Annotated in this window: 15 protein-coding genes; 10 read left to right on the top strand and 5 right to left on the bottom strand. The window is 33.3% G+C overall.

Annotation, left to right across the window (positions count from 1 at the left end):
- Positions 1-51 precede the first annotated feature (51 nt).
- The 5 genes from DNC80_RS12030 to DNC80_RS12010 all read right to left on the bottom strand — a co-directional run bounded on the left by DNC80_RS12030 (position 52) and on the right by DNC80_RS12010 (position 5,888).
- The gene (locus DNC80_RS12030) at positions 52-360 is read right to left on the bottom strand and encodes a co-chaperone YbbN (protein WP_182651428.1); all 309 of its coding nucleotides are present in this window, start codon (positions 358-360) and stop codon (positions 52-54) included.
- A gap of 124 nt (positions 361-484) precedes the next feature.
- A complete protein-coding gene (locus tag DNC80_RS12025) occupies positions 485-1,123 on the bottom strand; it encodes a peroxiredoxin (protein WP_086453956.1) in 639 nt (212 codons plus the stop codon).
- Positions 1,124-1,249: 126 nt separating this feature from the next.
- Entirely contained in the window at positions 1,250-2,857 is a 1,608-nt protein-coding gene (locus DNC80_RS12020) for a glycoside hydrolase family 3 protein (RefSeq protein ID WP_182651427.1), read from the bottom strand.
- Positions 2,858-3,012: 155 nt separating this feature from the next.
- Positions 3,013-4,338: an MFS transporter gene (locus DNC80_RS12015; protein ID WP_182651426.1), complete on the bottom strand. Its 1,326-nt coding sequence runs from the start codon at positions 4,336-4,338 to the stop codon at positions 3,013-3,015.
- A gap of 14 nt (positions 4,339-4,352) precedes the next feature.
- Positions 4,353-5,888, bottom strand: a complete 1,536-nt coding sequence (locus tag DNC80_RS12010; RefSeq protein ID WP_182651425.1) for a glycoside hydrolase family 10 protein — start codon at positions 5,886-5,888, stop codon at positions 4,353-4,355.
- Positions 5,889-6,115: 227 nt separating this feature from the next.
- Here DNC80_RS12010 and DNC80_RS12005 point away from each other — a divergent pair, with 227 nt between their 5' ends.
- The 10 genes from DNC80_RS12005 (at position 6,116) to sucD (ending at position 18,991) form a co-directional block, all read left to right on the top strand.
- Positions 6,116-9,031 (top strand): FAD-binding and (Fe-S)-binding domain-containing protein, encoded by a 2,916-nt coding sequence (locus DNC80_RS12005; protein ID WP_182651424.1) that lies wholly within the window; start codon positions 6,116-6,118, stop codon positions 9,029-9,031.
- A 240-nt stretch (positions 9,032-9,271) separates the two neighbouring features.
- Positions 9,272-11,194, top strand: coding sequence for an amino acid permease (locus DNC80_RS12000; RefSeq protein WP_182651423.1), 1,923 nt, complete (start codon positions 9,272-9,274; stop codon positions 11,192-11,194).
- Positions 11,195-11,401: 207 nt separating this feature from the next.
- Positions 11,402-12,631, top strand: a complete 1,230-nt coding sequence (locus DNC80_RS11995) for an HD domain-containing protein (RefSeq protein ID WP_182651422.1) — start codon at positions 11,402-11,404, stop codon at positions 12,629-12,631.
- Positions 12,632-12,671: 40 nt separating this feature from the next.
- A complete protein-coding gene (gene lpxD, locus DNC80_RS11990; protein WP_182651421.1) occupies positions 12,672-13,715 on the top strand; it encodes a UDP-3-O-(3-hydroxymyristoyl)glucosamine N-acyltransferase in 1,044 nt (347 codons plus the stop codon).
- Entirely contained in the window at positions 13,708-15,096 is a 1,389-nt protein-coding gene (locus tag DNC80_RS11985) for a bifunctional UDP-3-O-[3-hydroxymyristoyl] N-acetylglucosamine deacetylase/3-hydroxyacyl-ACP dehydratase (protein ID WP_182651432.1), read from the top strand. The genes lpxD and DNC80_RS11985 overlap by 8 nt, the downstream gene beginning before the upstream one ends.
- 68 nt (positions 15,097-15,164) lie before the next feature.
- Complete coding sequence (gene lpxA, locus DNC80_RS11980; protein WP_144890907.1) at positions 15,165-15,950, top strand: acyl-ACP--UDP-N-acetylglucosamine O-acyltransferase; 786 nt, start codon at positions 15,165-15,167, stop codon at positions 15,948-15,950.
- A 158-nt stretch (positions 15,951-16,108) separates the two neighbouring features.
- Complete coding sequence (gene efp / locus DNC80_RS11975) at positions 16,109-16,675, top strand: elongation factor P (RefSeq protein WP_144890905.1); 567 nt, start codon at positions 16,109-16,111, stop codon at positions 16,673-16,675.
- A 53-nt stretch (positions 16,676-16,728) separates the two neighbouring features.
- Positions 16,729-17,658, top strand: a complete 930-nt coding sequence (locus DNC80_RS11970; protein WP_182651420.1) for a UDP-3-O-(3-hydroxymyristoyl)glucosamine N-acyltransferase — start codon at positions 16,729-16,731, stop codon at positions 17,656-17,658.
- Between the two features lies 1 nt (position 17,659).
- A complete protein-coding gene (locus tag DNC80_RS11965) occupies positions 17,660-18,022 on the top strand; it encodes a nuclear transport factor 2 family protein (RefSeq protein ID WP_144890901.1) in 363 nt (120 codons plus the stop codon).
- A 96-nt stretch (positions 18,023-18,118) separates the two neighbouring features.
- The gene (gene sucD, locus DNC80_RS11960; protein WP_086454387.1) at positions 18,119-18,991 is read left to right on the top strand and encodes a succinate--CoA ligase subunit alpha; all 873 of its coding nucleotides are present in this window, start codon (positions 18,119-18,121) and stop codon (positions 18,989-18,991) included.
- Positions 18,992-19,080: the final 89 nt, after the last annotated feature.

The following is a 19,080-nucleotide window of genomic DNA, read 5'->3' as shown; positions in this document are numbered from 1 at the left end:
ATTAGAATTTTAAGTAATGCATGGAATTTTAAAATTTAAACAAAAATATCATTACACTATTTCGTTTACCAATTCGTTTAAAACTTCGGCTTTATTGGTCTGAGTTTCGTTTACCAATTGTCCGTTTACAAATGTAGCAAACGTTGGTAAATTACTCACGTTAGCTAGTTTTCTTGATTCTGGAAAGTTTTCAGCATCAACAAGAGCGAAAGTTATCGTTTCGTTTTCCAAAGCTAATTTCTTAAACTTTGGTTTCATGATACGACAGTTTCCACACCAAGAAGCAGAAAATTGAACTACTACTTTTTCGTCTTTTGCAATTAAATCTTTAAGCTTATCATCGGTTAATTCGATTAACATAAGTTTTTTTTTTAAGGTTTAAAGAGGCAAAGGTTCAAAGGATAAAGTTTTTAGAACTCCATGAATTTGAGCAACAAAAAACATTTGATGCTTAAAACCCTGAACCTTTGTATCTTTATTTAAATTAGTTTAAACTCAAGTATTCAGCAGTACTAATTCTATCAGCACTCATTGCTTCTTTACCAGCTTCCCAGTTTGCAGGACATACTTCACCTTTTTCTTGTATGTGAGTGTAAGCATCTACCATGCGTAAGTATTCGTTTACGTTACGACCAAGTGGCATATCGTTAACACTTTCGTGGAAAATTTTACCAGTCTCGTCAATTAAATAGGTAGCTCTGTAAGTAACATTAGATCCTTCAATGATGATTGAATCTGTTTCTTCGCTATATCCAGTTGACTCTATATCTAAAATACCTAAAATGTTAGAAAGGTTTCTGTTTGTATCAGCAAGAATTGGGTAAGTAACACCTTCAATTCCACCGTTGTTTTTTGGTGTGTTCAACCATGCAAAATGCACTTCGTTAGTATCGCAAGATGCACCAATTACAATTGTATTTCTTTTTTCAAATTCAGGTAATGCTGCTTGAAAAGCGTGTAATTCAGTTGGACAAACAAAAGTAAAATCTTTTGGATACCAAAACAACAATACTTTTTTGTTGTTGTTTGTAGCCTCTTCAAAAATATTTATTTTTAAATTATCACCCATTTCAGAGATGGCGTCTACTGCAATACTTGGAAATTTTTTACCTACTAATGACATTTTATTTACTTTTAAGTTGTTTTATTTGATGGTGCAAAAGTAGTTATACTTTATTATAAATAAAACGCTCAATGATTATAAATGTTTATTGATTGATAAGGATTTCTTATGACATTAAATTTAAAATTATAACAAGTTAATTTTTACGGGAAGTGTACCTTTACTCTTGTCATTATTTAAAAGCTGCTCAGCAGTAATTTCCTGAAATTCTTTAAAATCTTGGTAGGTGTGTACTAAACCTTTTACTTTTTTTAAGTTGGGTATAATCTGTAAAGCATAAGGATTTCCAAAAGTGTACACAAAACAGTTTTTATTTTGTACCAATTCACTTAAAAAATGCAGAACCGAATCTTCGATTTCAAAATTATGCAAAGGTTTTGCTTTCGGTACAAAAAGAGCGACCAAAACCGTTTCAAATGCATCCAATTGACTTTTTAAAGTTTCTAAATCATTACTATTAGCATTACAATAGAAATTTGAAGTCGGTAATTCGGATTCTAAAGTTTCGAAAAAATAATTATTAGCCTCTTTGTAAAAACTTACTTTGGCTAAGCCATTCTTTTTTTGTGCTTCAAAGATAGAAGTTGAATTGTTTGAACCTAAAATAGTTGTAACGCTCAGTTGAGCAATTTTGGTATTTATTTCGGAAGTTTTATTAAAATCAAAATCGACTTTTTTATTGATATCTATTTGATTGTCAATAGCAAGAATCCCAACTTTTTCTTTGCACTGCATGATGCGCTCAAAACTTGCATTGATTCTTTCAAGAGATGCATTTTTTACAATTTCATCTATTCCTTCGGCTACGTTTTCAGCAAAACACAATACATCATTTCCAGCGTGAAAAGCTTCCCATTCTAGTTGTCCTTTTTTCTCATATAATTTAGAAACACTGTGCATGTTTAAAGCATCAGATATAATAAGGCCCTTGTAACCCAGTTGCTTTCGCAAAAGTGTTTCGATTATGCTTTTTGAAAGTGTTGCTGATGTATTCTGGTTTTCGTTCCAAGACGGTACTGCTAAATGACCAATCATTATAGAATCGACGTTATTTTTAATTCCTTCTATAAAAGGTACTAGTTCATTTGCCATTAACTCTTCACGAGATTCTTGCAGTACCGGTAATCCTAAATGAGAATCTACGCTAGTATTTCCGTGACCTGGAAAATGTTTAAGACAGCCTAAAACTCCGGCGTCATTTAAGCCTTGTAAATAAGTAACAGCAAAATCAGCTACTTTTTTTTTGTCTTCGCCAAAAGATCTATACCCAATCACAGGATTGTTAGGATTGTTATTTACATCAGCAAGTGGCGCTAAATTGTAATGAATTCCCACTGATTTTAAATCTAATCCTATTTGTTTGCCAACTTGGTAAACCAAATCAATTTCGCTATCTGGCAAAGCGCCAAGCGTAATGGCATACGGATATTGAGGTGTTTTTTCTACACGCATGGCCAATCCCCATTCGGCATCAATGCTCATTAAAAGGGGAGTAGAGGCGCATTTTTGATAGCGCACGATCAATTCTTGTAATCGAATTGCGCTATCATCGTTGAATTCTATTTTTTTATTCGATTCGTAATTTGTTGCAGCACTAGCACGACTGTGAAAAAAAGTCAGTCCACCAATGTTGTATTTTTTGATAAGAGACTCCATTTCTTGAATGTGCTCTTCACTGTCATTTATAAAAACAGCTGGAAAGAAAAATTGACCTACTTTTTGTTCTAATGTCATTTTGAAAGGAATATGTCGCTAATTTTAAACATATAAGTCATGTAAATAAATTATATAGAATAAATAATTACATAAAACGGATTGTATAAAAACAGTCATTTTAAGAAAGTCTTACCTACTTAAAAGAACTTATATAACTTATATTTTAAAAAAAGCTAGTTTGTTTTTTCTTGTTCTGATTTTTTACCAAAATCCTTTGGAAAAATTAAATATCTGGACAAAATGATTCCTGGAATGGTTGCTAAAAACACCCAAATAAAGAAATTGCCGTACCCGAGATATTCTTGGATATAACCACTTAACATTCCTGGAAGCATCATTCCTAGTGCCATAAAACCTGTAGCAATAGAATAATGTGAAGTTTTTGATTCTCCTTCGGCTACATAAATTAAATACATCATAAACGCTGCAAAACCTATACCGTAGCCTAGTTGTTCAATAATAACTACTGCAGTAATATATGGATTAAAAGACCAATCGATAGTAAAAATATTCAAGTCTAAATAAAGGTTGAACAAAGTAGTGGGTTGAAAATGAGCTAACAATACAAATCCAATAATAGGCAAGTGCATGATCAAAATCATAGGCAACATACAATAGCCCAATCCTTTTTTTGAAATAGCAATACCGCCTAAAATCCCACCAATAGTTAGCGCAATTAACCCAAAAGTTCCGTAAATAAGTCCCACATTTTCGGTGGTTAATTCGAGTCCACCTACTGTTTTTTTATCTACTAAAAAAGGAGTAAGCATTTTAAGAAGTTGAGATTCTCCCAGCCTAAAAATCAAAATAAAAGCCAGAATTAAACCGATTTGTTTCTTTTTGAAAAAACTAGCAAAAACGGTGCTGAAATTCTTTTCTTCTTTTATTACTGTTTCTAGTGTTAATTCTTTTTTTGGAGTAGAAAAATAATTATAAACCGATAAGAAAATCATTACCAAACCAACGAAAATCATTGTATAGGACCATGCTTTTTGTGTATTAGCATAGTGTTGTTCTAGGTAACCTGCAAGCAAAATAATCAATCCATTTCCTGTAAGCATGGAAGCTCTGTAAAATGTACTTCTAATTCCTAGGAAAAAAGACTGTTGATCTTTGCTCAATGCTAGCATGTAAAAACCATCACTGGCCACATCATTAGACGCCGATGCAAATGCCGCTACCCAAAATATAGAAAGACTAAGTAAGAAAAATTGGCTTGTAGGGATAATAAAACCAACAAGCAAGAAAGCAATGGAGATAAACAATTGCATGCTTAAAAACCATTTTCTTTTGGTTCCATGCAAGTCTATAAAAGGGCTCCACAATGGTTTAATTACCCATGGGAGATACAGTAAGCTTGTGTAGAGGCCAATATCCTCATTACTGATACCTAGGTTTTTGTACATCAATACAGAAACGGAAATAATAATTACATAAGGAAATCCCGATGCAAAGTTTAAAAGTGGTATCCAGTACCAAGGTCTATTATCTGTTGCCATAAATTTTTAGAAATTTAGTGTTCTGCTACGTTTATAAATGTCGGGGCGCTTTCATTTCCATAATAGTCAATAAAAGTGACTGCGCAGGTTTTGTTTTTATGTAATTTATATGTTGGAACAAATATTTGGAGCGTTTCTAAATTTTCAATTAAAGCTACTTTATCAATAATGTGACTTGCATCAGTAACATCGATTTTAGCATTGGCCGCAGAGCCATAAATTACTGCATAACGCATTTTTGAGCCCATTGGATATACAATTTGAAATCCGGACGCAATTTCATTGCTAAAAGCCGCTTGAACTACTGGTAAAACTTCATTTTTTTTAATAGCAGCTGGAACCACGGTAGGTAAGGCTGGGTATTTATATTGGTTTTGTACTAGAAGATTTGTAACACTTTGATTTTTATTTACAAATGACTTGGCACTAAAAAAAGCATTTCCTTGCACGTTTTTATAGGTTCTGGTTAGGTCAATTTGGTTGGGAATTTCATTTGGATTGTTCCACTTTTTATCTGAATCTGCGTTGACTTTATAACTACTATTTCCTATGTAAATGGCTGTATTATTAGAGTTTTCAGACCACCAGCGTAGGAGTTTGGCATACGATGCTTTTGGATGATCAATGCTCCAATACAACTGCGGAATAATATAATCAATCCATTTTTGATCCATCCAAGCCAGAGGATCGGCAAATAAATCATCATAATTGGTTTGACCCGCTTCAGTATCAGAACCTTTTGGATCAACTGATTTGTTACGCCATACTCCAAAAGGACTTATGCCAAATTGAACCCAAGGCTTATTTTTCTTGATAGTAACAGCTACATCTTTTACAAAAGTGTTCACGTTAGAGCGTCTCCAATCTTCAAGTTTCATTCCGTTTCCATATAACTTAAATGATGCACTATCATTAAATTCTTCTCCTGGAATGCGATACGGGTAAAAATAATCATCAAAATGAATGGCATCAATATCGTAATTTGTCACTACTTCATTTACCACATTCAATAAATGTGCTTGTACTTCTGGCAAAGCTGGATTATAATATATTTTTCCACCATATTTGATCATCCACTCAGGGTGTTTGAAATAATCGTGCTCAGAACTTAATATTTGGGTGTTGTAGTCCATAGTTGCTCTGTACGGATTTAACCACGCATGAAATTCAAAACCTCTAGTGTGTGCTTCAGTAATCATCCATTGAAGTGCATCGTAGTAAGGATCTGGAGCTTTTCCCTCTTTACCTGTTAAAAAACGTGACCATGGCGCAAGTTGTGTTGGGTAAAATGCATCGCCCACACTTCTTATTTGCACAATTACAGCATTGTAATTTAGTTTTTTATAAGTATCAAGGAGTTCTAGATAATCCGTTTTTTGTTTGCTTACGCTATCGGTTCCTTTTTTAGGCCAGTCAATATTTACTACAGTTGCTATCCATACAGCTCTAAATTCATTTTTTGGATGAAGAGTAGGTGACTGCGCTATACCGTTTGTAAAAAAAAGGAGTAAAAGAATAGTGAGAAATATGGGGTTTTTATGAGTCTTCATTAAAGTCAAATCGTTTTAATTTTCAAAAATAGTTTTTTTAGTGAAATAGAACGCCAAATTTTGAAATATTCACTAAAAACAACATCGCAATTTGTAGACCAAAATTAGAGCTTCATTCTTCATCTTTCAAATTAAGATTCTAAATTGTGCTTTTATCTTTTTTATTTTTTGGTTTAAAACCAAGTGATATTTTTATATTTGTAAATTAACAAATTTAGCACTTATAGATGTCAATTACGCTTCAATTGGAACAATTATCCCAATCATTTGAGGGAACGCTTTTACAAGATGAATTACACAAAACCTTGTATGCCACAGATGCATCTGCTTATCGTATTAAACCCCTTCTTGTAGCCATACCCAAAACTGAGAATGACATCATCAAAATAATACATTTTGCGGCTCAAAATAAAATTTCAATTACGCCCAGAACAGCTGGTACATCACTTGCTGGGCAAACGGTAGGAAACGGAATCATTATAGATGTTTCTAAATATTTTACAAAGATAATTTCATTTGATGCCACAAATAAAACCGTAACGGTACAGCCAGGAGTGATTCGGGATGAACTTAATTTGTATTTAAAAGAATACGGTTTGTTTTTTGGTCCCAATACGTCTACTTCAAACCGATGTATGATAGGAGGAATGGTAGGTAACAATTCATCTGGCACGACATCCATACGCTATGGAGTTACAAGAGACAAGGTTCAGGAGATTCATGCCATTTTAAGTGATGGCTCGAAAGTTGTTTTTAACGAAATTACTTCTGATGCATTTATCGAAAAAACAAAAGGAAATACGCTTGAAAGTGCTATTTACAGCTCTTTATATGAGGAACTTTCAAATGTTGAAAACCAAAAAGAAATTATCGATGAATTTCCAAAACCTGAAATACATCGTAGAAATACAGGCTATGCAGTTGATTTGCTGTTGCATTCAGAACTTTTTGGTGGAAACCAAAAAACTATAAATGTAGCCAAACTCATTTGTGGAAGCGAAGGAACCCTAGCTTTTATTACTGAAATTACATTAAAAGTTGATGTACTTCCGCCTACCAATAATGTTATGGTTGTGGCTCATTTTCATTCTATCCAAGAAAGTCTTGAGGCCGTAGTTACTGCTATGAAGCATCATTTATACACTTGTGAAATGATGGATGACACCATACTTGATTGCACAAAACACAATAGAGAACAGGCAAAAAATAGGTTTTTTATTCAGGGTGAACCCAAAGCAGTGATCATGCTTGAAGTAGCTTCTCATTTGAGTATGGAAGATGCAGAAAATCAAGCAGATCTATTGATCGCGGATTTAGAAAAAAATAATTTTGGATATGCCTTGCCTAAAATTTATGGGACTGATATTGATAAGATTAATGAGTTGCGAAAGGCAGGTTTAGGACTTTTGGGAAGCATTGTAGGTGATGACAAAGCAGCTGATTCTATAGAAGACACAGCAGTTGAATTAAGTGATTTACCACAATACATTGCTGATTTTTCAACTATGATGGAACGTCACGGCCAAAGTGCGATTTACTATGCTCACGCTGGTGCTGGTGAATTGCATCTTAGGCCAGTATTGAATTTAAAGACTAAGGAAGGCGTTCACCAATTCAGAAATATTGCTACAGAAGTTGCAATTTTGGTCAAAAAATACCGTGGTTCACTCAGCGGGGAACATGGTGATGGGATTGTGAGAGGTGAGTTTTTGCCATTTATGATTGGGCAAAAAAATTACGAATTGCTTAAAAGAATCAAATTTGCTTTTGATCCTCATTGTATTATGAATGAGGGTAAAATTGTGAATGCTTTCAAAATGGATGAAAATTTACGGTTTGAAGCTGGAAGATTAGAACCAGAAATCAAAACAATTCAAGATTTTTCGGATAGTATGGGAGTGCTTAGAGCTGCCGAAAAATGCAACGGCTCTGGCGATTGTAGAAAACTACCTTCGGCAGGAGGAACCATGTGTCCCAGTTACAGAGCAACCAGAAATGAGAAAGATACCACCCGTGCAAGAGCTAATGTACTGCGTGAATTTTTAACACATTCACAACAAGACAATAAATTTGATCACAAAGAATTATATGAAGTTTTTGATTTGTGTGTAAGTTGTAAAGCATGTGCAAGCGAATGTCCAAGTAATGTAGATGTTGCTGCATTGAAATCGGAGTTTTTATACCAATATCAAGAAACGAATGGCTATTCTTGGAGAAATAAAGTTTTTGCTTACAATGCTAAACTGAATGGTTTGGGAAGTCTTTTTCCCAGACTTACTAATTACATGGTTAATTTGCCATTTGTTAAAAAAAGTATGGGAATCGCACCCAAAAGAGAAGTTCCATTATTAGCTAAACAAACTTTTAGAAAGTGGTATGATAAAAATAGTGAGAACGAAATTACTCGTGTTTTTGAAAACGGAAAAGTATTCTTGTTTTGTGATGAGTTTACAAACTATTATGATGTTTCAGTAGGGATAGATGCTTACCAAGTATTGACAAAATTAGGGTACCAAGTAATTCTCTTGGATCATGAAGAAAGCGGACGTGCCTTTATATCAAAGGGTTTTTTGGAACAAGCCAAAGCAATTGCAAATTATAATATTTCTGTTTTTTCAGAATATGTTTCTGATGACACACCTTTAATTGGTATCGAACCATCAGCAATTTTGACTTTTAGGGATGAATACCTTCGCTTAGCAGATGATAAATCAAAAGCGAAAGATTTAGCTGAAAATGTGTTCACTATTGAGGAATTCTTTAAAGATGAGATTACAAAAGGTAAAATTACAAAAGCTCATTTTTCAAATAAAAAACAAACCATAAAAATACATGGACACTGTCATCAAAAAGCATTAAGTACTACACAAGCTACATTTGCCATGCTAAATCTACCTGAGAATAGTACGGTTACTATTTTCAATTCGGGTTGTTGTGGTATGGCAGGTTCTTTTGGTTATGAGAAAGAACATTACGAAGTTAGTATGCAAATGGGAGAGGATACTTTATTCCCAAAAATTAGAACCGCTGATCCTGAAATAGTTCTAGTTGCAGCAGGTACAAGCTGTAGACATCAAATTTTTGACGGAACAGGAAAAAAAGCAGAACATCCTATCACAATTTTGAAAAGTTTCTTAATCTAAATTATTAAAATAACATCAAATAAGTTAAAATTAAGTGAATTTAATTTTTTAAAGAATATTAAATAATTTATTTGACTTTTATTTTCATAATTCAAGTCATTTAAATCAAAAAATATTTAAAAAATAAGTGTATAAAACCGTATTAATTCAATTTGTTTTATACTTTTGAAACCGCAACTAACTTTTAGGAACATTTTGTATAGAAGTTTTGCACGAATAGTATCAATTAAAATAGTCAACATGGCATTAAAGGGTTTGTTTAGAAAAAAAACAGTTCAAGATATATTAAATCAAGTTGAAAAAAACAATGCAGAAGGTCACAATGCATTAGGAAAACATTTAACAGCTAGGGACTTAACAGCTTTTGGGATCGCCGCAATTGTAGGAGCTGGTATTTTTAGTACCATTGGTAAAGCAAGTGCTGATGGTGGACCAGCAGTAATTTTCTTGTTTCTATTTACAGCTATTGCCTGCAGTTTTGCTGCTTTTGCATACGCTGAATTTGCCTCAATGGTTCCTGTTTCTGGAAGTGCTTATACGTATTCTTATGTTGCTTTTGGTGAAATAATTGCATGGATTATAGGTTGGGCTTTGATCATGGAGTATTCTGTTGGGAATATTACAGTAGCCATATCTTGGAGTGATTATTTTACCAGTTTGCTGTCTAGCGGAGGCATTCATTTGCCCCAATGGATCCAAATGGATTTCTTATCGGCGTCACGCGGATTTGACGAAGCCACAGCGCTCATGCAAGCTGGAAAAAACTACACAGATTTAAGTCCTGCATTACAAGATGCTTACACGGCTTGGAATACATCTCCAGTAATTGGTTCTTTTCATTTCGTAGCTGATTTACCCGCTTTATTGATCATTGTTTTGATTACTGCCTTGATTTACCGCGGTATGAAAGAGTCGCGAAATGCAAGTAATATCATGGTTGTTGTAAAATTATGTATCGTTCTTTTAGTAATAGCCGTGGGTGTTTTTTATGTAGATACTGCTAATTGGCATCCATTTGCTCCTAATGGAGTTTCAGGTGTTTTAAAAGGAGTTTCAGCCGTATTTTTTGCTTATATTGGTTTTGATGCTATTTCAACTACTGCAGAGGAATGCAAAGATCCACAACGTGATTTACCTCGTGGTATGATGTGGGCTATTATTATATGTACGCTGTTGTACATTGCTATTGCACTTGTGCTTACTGGTATGGTGAGTTATGATTTACTTAATGTAGGTGATCCGCTTGCTTTTGTATTTGAAAAATTAGATTTAAAATGGATGTCTGGTATTATTGCGGTAAGTGCAGTAGTAGCAATGGCAAGTGTTTTATTGGTTTTTCAAATGGGACAACCTCGTATTTGGATGAGTATGAGTCGTGATGGCTTGTTGCCAAAACGTTTTTCTAAAGTGCATCCTAAATATCAAACTCCCTCGTACGCTACCATCGTTACTGGTTTTGTTGTAGCTATTCCGGCTTTGTTTTTAAACTTAACATTGGTAACAGATTTATGTAGTATTGGGACTTTGTTTGCTTTTGTGCTAGTGTGTGCGGGTGTCTTGGTTTTGCAAAATAAAAAAGATATTCCTCGTGGTAAGTTTAAAACACCATATGTGAATTCAAAATTTATAATGCCTGTTTTATTACTTATAGGAATTGCTGTTGCATTAGGATATAATAAACAAGCAACAATGGATTTTATTACCAATGAAACTCAAATCAATAGTCCATCTTCAATAATTACTGCTCTAAATAAAGAAGAAACTCAAAAAGTGTATCAATATTTAGTAACTGTTGATTCAAAGAACAGTACGGTTGAAACACCAGATCTAGAACAATTATTGAGTCAATATCAAGATGATGATGCACAGTATGCAAAAATTATCTCTGGAATTCCAGTTGACGACTCCATTAAGTACGAAAGTGGTTTTAGCTTGTTTAAACACAAAATTCCAATGTGGATTTTTATCATTACACTACTTGGATTAACAGTTTGGTCTTATAAAGCTAATTTATCATTAATACCCTTACTAGGTTTAATTTGCTGCCTGTACATGATGGCAGAGTTAAGTGTTTGGAACTGGATTTATTTCGGAATTTGGTTGCTAATCGGACTTGTAGTTTATTTTAGTTTTAGCCGAAAAAATAGCAAACTCAACATATAATTCATATGCTTTTAAAAACAACAAACCTTTATGAAAATAAAGGTTTGTTGTTTTAAAATAGATATGTTTCCACCGTAAAAACATTAGAAAGTAATTTTTTTGCTCTCCACAGTATGTTTAATGGCAGTGTGATTTCATTCGGGTTTTATAATTTTAATTTTCAACATCAATTTTACATATATTTGCTGACTAAACTTTACTTACAAGGTGACTCAAATTAATAAACTCAAAATATTTAATGATCCCATTTATGGATTCATTACCATACCAAATGCTTTAATATATGACTTGATTCAGCATCCGTATTTTCAGCGTTTGCGAAGAATTTCTCAAATGGGATTGTCATATTTAGTATATCCTGGTGCCAATCATACTCGTTTTCATCATGCGTTAGGGTGCATGCATTTGATGCAAAAAGCAGTTGATGTGCTACGCTTTAAAGGAGTAGAGATATCGCTAGAAGAAGAAAATGCACTTTATATTGCCATTTTATTACATGATATTGGGCACGGTCCTTTTTCACATGCTATGGAAAAAAGTATTGTAGAGGATGTGCACCATGAAGCTATTTCATTGCTTTTTATGAATAAATTAAATATTGAATTTAATGGGCAACTCAGTTTAGCAATCCAGGTTTTTAAAGGAGAATACAACCGAAAATTCATGTTGCAATTGATTTCTAGTCAGCTAGATATGGATCGAATGGATTATTTAAAACGCGATAGTTTTTACTCTGGTGTTGCTGAGGGTAATGTAAATTCGGAGCGTTTAATCCAAATGATGAATGTGGTAGATGATTATCTTGTCATTGAGGAAAAAGGTATTTATTCTGTGGAAAAATTCTTAATGTCTAGAAGATTGATGTATTGGCAAGCCTATTTGCATAAGACAAGTCTTGTAGCAGAGTTAATTTTGATGAAAATCTTAAAGCGAGCTAAAGAACTAACTTTAAAAGGCATTGAGCTTCCTTGTAGTGACCCACTTTTATATTTTATGCAAAATAAAGTGACCATATATACATTTGATGACAGTACGTTAGATTTATTTGCGCAATTAGATGATTTTGATATCATAGGTGCTTTAAAAAGTTGGCAAAAAAATGAAGATTTTATATTGTCTAACTTGAGTAAAATGATCATAAACCGTGATTTGTTAAAAATAAAATTAACAACTGAAAAGGTAACCCAAGAGGATTTGCAACCCTTGCAAGAGCGATTTGCGGCTCTCAAATCTATTTCATTATCAGATACAAATTATTTTATTTTTAAAGGAAAAATCAAGAATCAAGCCTACAGTAAAGAAGCGGATCCGATACGAATTCTTAAAAAAGATAGTACAATTGAGGATGTAATTGAGTCATCTGATCAGCTAAATTTGAAATCATTATCAAAGTTGGTTACCAAGTATTATTTATGTTTCCCAAAACAACTGTTATAAAAACAGCATTTAAAATCTATTTTTTTATATTTTTGTCGCAATGAAATTTACAGCAGCACAAATAGCGGAGATTCTGGAGGGAGAGGTTGTAGGCAATCCTATGGCTGAAGTTTCTACATTATCAAAAATTGAAGAGGGGACAGAGGGGTCTCTAACTTTTCTTTCAAATCCAAAATATAACAATCATATATATTCAACTAAAGCATCTATAACTATTGTAAATCAAAGTTTTGTGCCTGATAATACGGTTTATACAACCATGATAAAAGTTGATGATGCTTACGCATCGTTTACAAAATTGTTAGAGTTTTATGACCAAGTTAAACAAAATAAAGCAGGAGTTGAGCAACCTTCATTTATCTCGAAAAGTGTAAAAGTAGGTGCTAATTTATACTTAGGAAGCTTCAGTTATGTGGGCGAAAACGTAGTTTTGGGTGATAATGTAAAAATTTATCCCAATTGTTTTATTGGTGACAATGTGATTTTAGGTGATAATACAACTCTTTTTGCTGGTGCAAAAGTGTATTCTGAAACGATTGTTGGAAAAAACTGTACCATTCACTCTGGTGCCATCATTGGATCTGATGGTTTTGGTTTTGCTCCAAATCCAGACGGAACGTACACAAAAATACCTCAAATAGGCAATGTAATTATTGAAGATAATGTTGATATAGGTTCTTGCACTACTGTTGATAGAGCTACCTTGGGATCTACCATCATTAGGAAAGGTGTAAAGCTTGATAATCAAATTCAGATTGCTCATAATGTTGAGATAGGAGAGAACACCGTTATTGCAGCTCAAACTGGTGTAGCTGGTTCTACAAAAATTGGCCGAAGCTGTATGATAGGAGGTCAGGTTGGCATATCTGGCCATTTAACAATAGGTAACAATGTTCGTATTCAAGCCCAATCAGGTGTGGGGAGAAACATAAAAGACAATGAAGTTTTACAAGGTAGTCCTACCTTTGGGTACAATGATTTTAGCAAATCATATGTGCATTTTAAAAACTTACCTAAAATTGTTGCCGAAATACAAGAATTAAAAAAGAAAATTTTAAACCAAAAAAATGGAAACAATGGTTAAACAGAAAACCATCAAAACAGAAATTTCACTTACAGGAGTGGGCTTACATACTGGAAAAGAAGTTAAAATGACTTTCAAACCAGCTCCCGTGAATAATGGTTTTACTTTTGTAAGAGTTGATTTAGAAGGACAACCAGTTATTGAAGCTGATGCAAATTATGTAGTAAACACTCAAAGAGGGACAAACTTAGAAAAACTAGGTGTAAAGATCCAAACTCCTGAGCATGTTTTAGCAGCACTAATAGGTTGTGATCTTGATAATATCATCATAGAACTAAATGCCTCAGAACTACCAATTATGGATGGTTCTTCAAAATATTTTGTAGAAGCACTTGAAAATGCAGGTTTTGAAGAGCAAAACGCTAAGCGTAAAGTATATGTTGTAAAAGAAGTAATTTCTTATCTTGACGAAGCATCAGGAAGTGAAATTTTAGTAATGCCAAGTGATCAATACTGCGTAACAACAATGGTTGATTTTGGAACTAAAATCTTGGGTACTCAAAATGCAAATCTAAAAAGTATTGCCGATTTTAAAAATGAAATTGCTGATTCGAGAACATTTAGTTTCCTTCATGAATTAGAGTCATTATTAGAAAATGGTTTGATTAAAGGAGGCGATTTAAACAATGCAATTGTATATGTTGATAAGGAAATTTCAGCATCTACTATGGAAAATTTAAAGGTTGCATTTGGTAAAGATGAAATTTCGGTTAAACCAAATGGAATTCTAGACAACCTAACTTTACATTATCCTAATGAGGCTGCAAGACACAAATTATTAGATGTAGTAGGTGATTTAGCTTTAATAGGTACTCGAATTCAAGGGAAAGTAATTGCAAATAAGCCAGGACATTATGTGAATACACAATTTGCAAAAAAAATGGCCAAAATCATTAAAATTGAACAAAGAAATTATGTTCCTGTTTATGATTTGAATCAAGAACCTTTGATGGATATCCATAAAATTATGGCGGTATTACCTCATAGACCTCCATTTTTATTGATTGATAGAATTATAGAAATGTCTGAAAGTCATGTTGTAGGTATGAAAAATGTTACAATGAATGAAAATTTCTTTGTAGGACATTTTCCAGAGGCTCCAGTAATGCCAGGTGTTTTAATTGTTGAAGCAATGGCACAAACCGGAGGAATACTTGTATTAAGTACGGTGCCAGATCCTGAAAATTATTTGACTTATTTTATGAAAATTGATAATGTCAAGTTCAAGCACAAAGTATTACCAGGTGATACTTTGATATTTAAGTGTGATTTAATAACGCCTATTCGAAGAGGGATTTGTCATATGCAAGCAAATGCTTACGCAAATGGTAAGCTTGTAGCCGAGGCTGAACTTATGGCGCAGATTGCAAAAAAACAGTAAAATTGGATTGACATGTTTTAAAACATGAAACTTTCAATTGCAATAATTTAAAATTAATAAAAAAGCTGATGAATCAACCACTAGCCTATGTTCATCCCGGTGCTAAAATTGCCAAAAATGTTGTAATAGAACCTTTTACAACCATTCATAATAACGTTGTTATTGGGGATGGAACTTGGATAGGTTCAAATGTTACCATAATGGAAGGTGCAAGAATTGGAAAAAATTGTAATATATTTCCTGGTGCAGTAATATCTGCAGTTCCACAAGACTTAAAATTTGGAGGAGAAGATTCATTAGTAATCATAGGAGATAATTGTACTATAAGAGAAGGCGTAACTATAAATAGAGGAACAATTGCATCTGGACAAACAGTGATTGGTGACAATTGTCTTATCATGGCAACTGCACACATCGCACATGATTGTCACGTAGGGAATAATGCTATAATTGTTAATGGTGTTTTACTAGGAGGACATGTTACCATAGGGAATTATGCCATTATAGGCGGATTGTCAGCGATACATCAGTTTATTAGTGTAGGAGATCATGCTATGATTTCTGGAGGTTCTTTATTAAGAAAAGATGTACCACCTTACACTAAAGCTGCCAAAGAACCGCTTTCCTATGTGGGTATTAATTCTGTTGGTTTAAGAAGACGAGGTTTTTCTTCTGATAAAATTAGAGAAATTCAAGATATTTATAGAATTTTATATCAAAAAAATTATAATGTTACCCAAGCTTTAGGAATTATTGAAGCCGAAATGGAAGCAACTCCAGAAAGAGATGAAATAATTGATTTTATTAGGAACTCTTCTCGAGGAGTTATGAAAGGATATTCAGGAAATTATTAATGCTGTTTCAATACACTTCTGACAGAAGAGTAGTTTTAACAGCAATGATTGTGCATAGATTTTTAAGAGAATTAAATACAAATAATTAACAAGTTTTCATTTCGACTTTCTTACCTAAAGTAGATTAGTCGAAATGGAAAAAATAAATAAATAATAAAATGGCATCTACTTCAGATATTAAAAACGGATTGTGTATCAAGTACAACAACGATATTTATAAAATAATCGAATTCTTACATGTTAAACCAGGAAAAGGACCAGCATTTGTGAGAACAAAATTAAGAAGTTTAACAAATGGTAAAGTATTAGACAATACTTTTTCGGCAGGTCATAAAATTGACGAAGTTCGTGTAGAAAATCATAAATTTCAATTTTTATATCCTGAAGGTGACGAGTTTCACTTTATGAACACGGAGACTTTTGAACAAATTACATTGAATAAAAATATTTTAGATTCTCCTGATTTATTAAAAGAAGGTGAAAACGTGATGGTAAGTATTAACACTGAAACTGATTTGCCATTATCTGTAGATATGCCAGCTTCTGTTATTCTTGTAGTTACGTATGCTGAGCCGGGAATAAAAGGAAATACTGCAACCAATGCTACTAAATCTGCTACGGTAGAAACAGGTGCTAGTGTAAATGTACCTTTATTTATCAATGAAGGTGACAAAATTAAAATTGATACAGCAAGTGGTTCTTACATGGAGCGCGTGAAAGAATAAGTTCTTACTTGTTCTATTTTTCAAAATATTTTGATTTTAATAAAAAATAGTTAATGAAGTTCCAAAAAAGACATGCTTTACAAGAAATAGCAAGCATCATCAATTGTAAATACATTGGTGATGCTGATTTTCCTGTTTACGGTATGAATGAAATTCATGTTGTAGTACCAGGAGATATCGTTTTTGTTGACCATCCTAAATATTATGATAAAGCATTACAATCTGCGGCAACCATAATATTAATCAATAAAGAGGTTGTTTGTCCTGAAGGTAAAGCATTGTTATTATCTGATGATCCGTTTCGAGATTTTAATATTTTAACAAGGCATTTTAAACCCTTTCAATTTTCTAATGTTTCTATTTCTAGTACTGCTGTAATTGGTGAAGGAACAGTTATTCAACCCAATACTTTTATTGGAAATCATGTTGTCATTGGAAATAATTGTTTAATACATTCTAATGTTGCTATTTATGACCATACTGTAATAGGTAATAATGTCATAATACACGCTGGTACTGTTTTAGGGGCTGATGCTTTTTATTATAAAAAACGTCCAGAGGGTTATGATCAATTGGTTTCTGGCGGTAGGGTTGTTATTGAAGACAATGTTGGGATAGGTGCTCTTTGCACCATTGATAAAGGAGTGACTGGAGATACAAGTATTGGTGAAGGAACAAAAATTGACAACCAAGTGCATGTAGGGCATGATACCGTTATTGGTAAAAAATGTTTAATTGCATCTCAAACTGGTATTGCAGGTTGTGTAATTATTGAAGATGAAGTAACCATGTGGGGACAAGTAGGTACTACAAGTGGAATCACAATTGGTACAAAGGCAGTAATAATGGGTCAAACTGGAGTAACAAAATCTGTTGAAGGAGGAAAGTCATATTTTGGGACTCCAATTGAAGAATCAAGAGAGAAATTAAAACAGTTGGCCAACATTAAAAAAATTCCCGAAATTTTAAATAAAATTAAATAATATGTCTGCTAAAGAAATTGTTCAGAATTTTTACAAATCAGATGCTTTTATTGATAGTACAGTTTTAAAAGATTTTTTGCATCCAGAAATTGTTTTAGAATGGAATAGTAGCAAAGGATTTGTAGAACACAATTTTGCGTCTTTACTGTTACTTTCGGATGAATTAAGTAAAGCCTATGTACGATCAAAAGTTCGAATAAATCATGTTGTTGCTGAAAATGATTTAGTATCTGTGCGTTATTCGCATTTTGTAAAAACAATTGAAAACCCTAGAGAAGAGATGCTTTTGGCACATTTTATTGTGATTTGGCAAATTAAAGACGATAAACTCTATCGCGGTTTTCAAATGAGCCAATTATCATAATATTTAGTGTCAAAAAAAATATTTTTGAATACCAATTACTGATTAGTATTTTATACTTTTGCATAACGATTTTAAAAACTACATAAATAATATATCATGAGTGTTTTAGTTAACAAAGATTCCAAAATAATAGTTCAAGGTTTTACAGGAAGTGAAGGGACTTTCCATGCTTCTCAAATGATTGAGTATGGTACTAATGTTGTAGGTGGTGTAACTCCTGGTAAAGGAGGAACAAGTCACTTAGACAGACCTGTATTTAATACTGTAAAAGATGCTGTTGACCAAGCGGGAGCTGACACAACTATCATTTTTGTACCACCAGCTTTTGCTGCTGATGCTATTATGGAAGCTGCTGATGCTGGAATTAAAGTAATCATTGCAATTACTGAAGGAATTCCTGTTGCTGATATGATAAAAGCAAACAGTTATGTAAAAGAAAGAAATGCAAGATTGATAGGACCTAACTGTCCTGGAATTATTACTCCAGGTGAAGCTAAAGTAGGGATTATGCCAGGCTTTGTTTTCAAAAAAGGAACTGTAGGTATTGTATCTAAATCAGGAACATTAACCTATGAAGCTGCTGATCAAGTTGTAAAACAAGGATTAGGAATAACAACTGCTATCGGTATTGGTGGTGATCCAATCATTGGAACAACTACAAAAGAAGCTGTTGAATTGTTAATGAATGATCCAGAGACTGAATGTATCGTAATGATAGGTGAAATTGGGGGTCAACTTGAAGCTGATGCTGCAAAATGGATCAAAGCTGATGGAAACCGTAAGCCAGTTGTAGGTTTCATTGCAGGAGTTACTGCTCCAGCAGGACGTACAATGGGGCATGCAGGTGCTATTGTTGGTGGTTCTGACGATACAGCTGAGGCTAAAAAACAAATCATGAGAGAATGTGGTATTCACGTTGTGGATTCACCAGCTGAAATTGGTAAAAAAGTAAAAGAAGTTTTAGGATAATCTAAGCTTTTTCTAAATAATAGTAAAGCCTCACAATTTGTGAGGCTTTTTTATGATAAATAGAATTAAAAAAAATACCTTTGCACTTT

The organism is Flavobacterium sp. SOK18b (genome assembly GCF_014156605.1).
Lineage (GTDB): Bacteria > Bacteroidota > Bacteroidia > Flavobacteriales > Flavobacteriaceae > Flavobacterium > Flavobacterium tiangeerense.
Note: the sequence above shows the minus strand (reverse complement) of the source record. Positions and strands in the feature narration are given on the sequence as shown.